The sequence below is a fragment of the Faecalicatena contorta genome, assembly GCF_021531995.1.
Lineage (GTDB): Bacteria > Bacillota > Clostridia > Lachnospirales > Lachnospiraceae > Dorea_A > Dorea_A contorta_A.
In genome coordinates this window covers 1-1,508 of sequence record NZ_JAFBIZ010000238.1, presented here as the reverse complement: position 1 = coordinate 1,508, position 1,508 = coordinate 1, and the positions used below count along the sequence as shown (strand labels likewise).

Annotated in this window: 1 protein-coding gene; it reads right to left on the bottom strand. The window is 40.1% G+C overall.

Going from position 1 to position 1,508, the window contains the following annotated elements; genetic code table 11:
- Positions 1-141: 141 nt before the first annotated feature.
- Positions 142-1,446 carry an O-acetylhomoserine aminocarboxypropyltransferase/cysteine synthase family protein gene (locus JQM82_RS15585; RefSeq protein ID WP_235251329.1) on the bottom strand — a complete coding sequence of 435 codons (1,305 nt, stop codon included), beginning with the start codon at positions 1,444-1,446 and terminating at the stop codon, positions 142-144.
- Between the last annotated feature and the right edge of the window lie 62 nt (positions 1,447-1,508).

Here is a 1,508-nt window from a genome sequence, read left to right as displayed (position 1 = left end):
ATCATGTTTTTTTCTCAAATAAAATAACCCGATGTTCACTCTTACTTTCATTATTTATTCCGTAGAAAAAACCTGTCGCCAAAATGAACGACAGGCCTTTTCTAAATGTACTTGTTTTATATTGAATATAATGCTTTCAATTTATTTTACCGCTTCAAAAGCTGCATCCAGAGCTGCAATCAAATCTTCAACCTTTTCAATACCGATGGATAAACGGATTGTGTTTGGTTTAATTCCCTGCTCCAGAAGTTCTTCTTCTGTACACTGGCTGTGTGTCGTTGTTGCCGGATGAATCACCAGTGATTTCACGTCTGCCACATTTGCGAGCAATGAGAAGATTGCAAGATTATCAATGAATTTCTGTGCTGTCTGTGCATCTCCTTTGATTTCAAATGTAAAGATAGATCCTCCACCATTTGGCAGATATTTCTTATACAATTCATGACTTGGTTCACTTTCCAGTGAAGGATGATGTACTGCTTCTACCTGTGGATGCTTTGACAGGTAGTCTACGATTGCCAGTGCATTACTTACATGACGTTCTACACGTAATGACAATGTTTCCAGTCCCTGCAGGAATAAGAATGCATGGAATGGGGAAAGTGTTGCACCGGTATCACGCAGGATGACTGCACGAATATAAGTTACAAAAGCTGCCGGGCCGGCTGCGTCTGTAAATGCAACACCATGATAGCTTGGGTTTGCATCAGAAATCCATGGATATTTGCCTGCTGCCTTCCAATCAAAGTTACCGCTGTCTACGATAACACCACCAATAGCTGTACCATGTCCTCCAATGAACTTCGTTGCAGAATGAACAACGATATCTGCACCATACTCGATCGGGCGAACCAGATATGGAGTTGCAAAAGTAGAATCTACTACTAACGGAATATTATGTTTGTGTGCAATCTTCGCAAGTTCTTCAAGATCAATCAGATTAGAATTCGGATTTCCCAGCGTCTCAACGAAGATTGCTTTTGTATTTTCCTGAATTGCATTCTCAAATGAACCTTCGATTTCAGGATCTACAAAAGTGGTAGTAACTCCATTTGTCAATGGCAATGTATGTGCCAGAAGATTATAGGTTCCTCCATAAATCGTCTTAGAAGCTACAATATGTTCTCCTGCTTTCGCCAGTGCCTGAAATGTATAGTCGATTGCCGCTGCACCGGATGCTACCGCAAGTGCTGCAACTCCACCTTCCAGAGATGCGATACGCTGTTCAAAGATATCTTCTGTTGGATTGGTTAATCTTCCATAGATATTTCCTGCATCACGCAATCCAAATCTGTCCGCTGCATGCTGTGAATTATGGAATACATAAGATGTTGTTGCATAGATAGGAACCGCTCTTGCATCTGTAACCGGATCTGCCTGTTCCTGTCCAATGTGTAATTGTCTTGTTTCAAAACCCCAGTTTTTAGAATCTTTAATATCTGCCATTTTTATGTCCTCCTATTTATCTATTAGTACTTTGTTTTTTAATTTCTGTAATCATATTAACA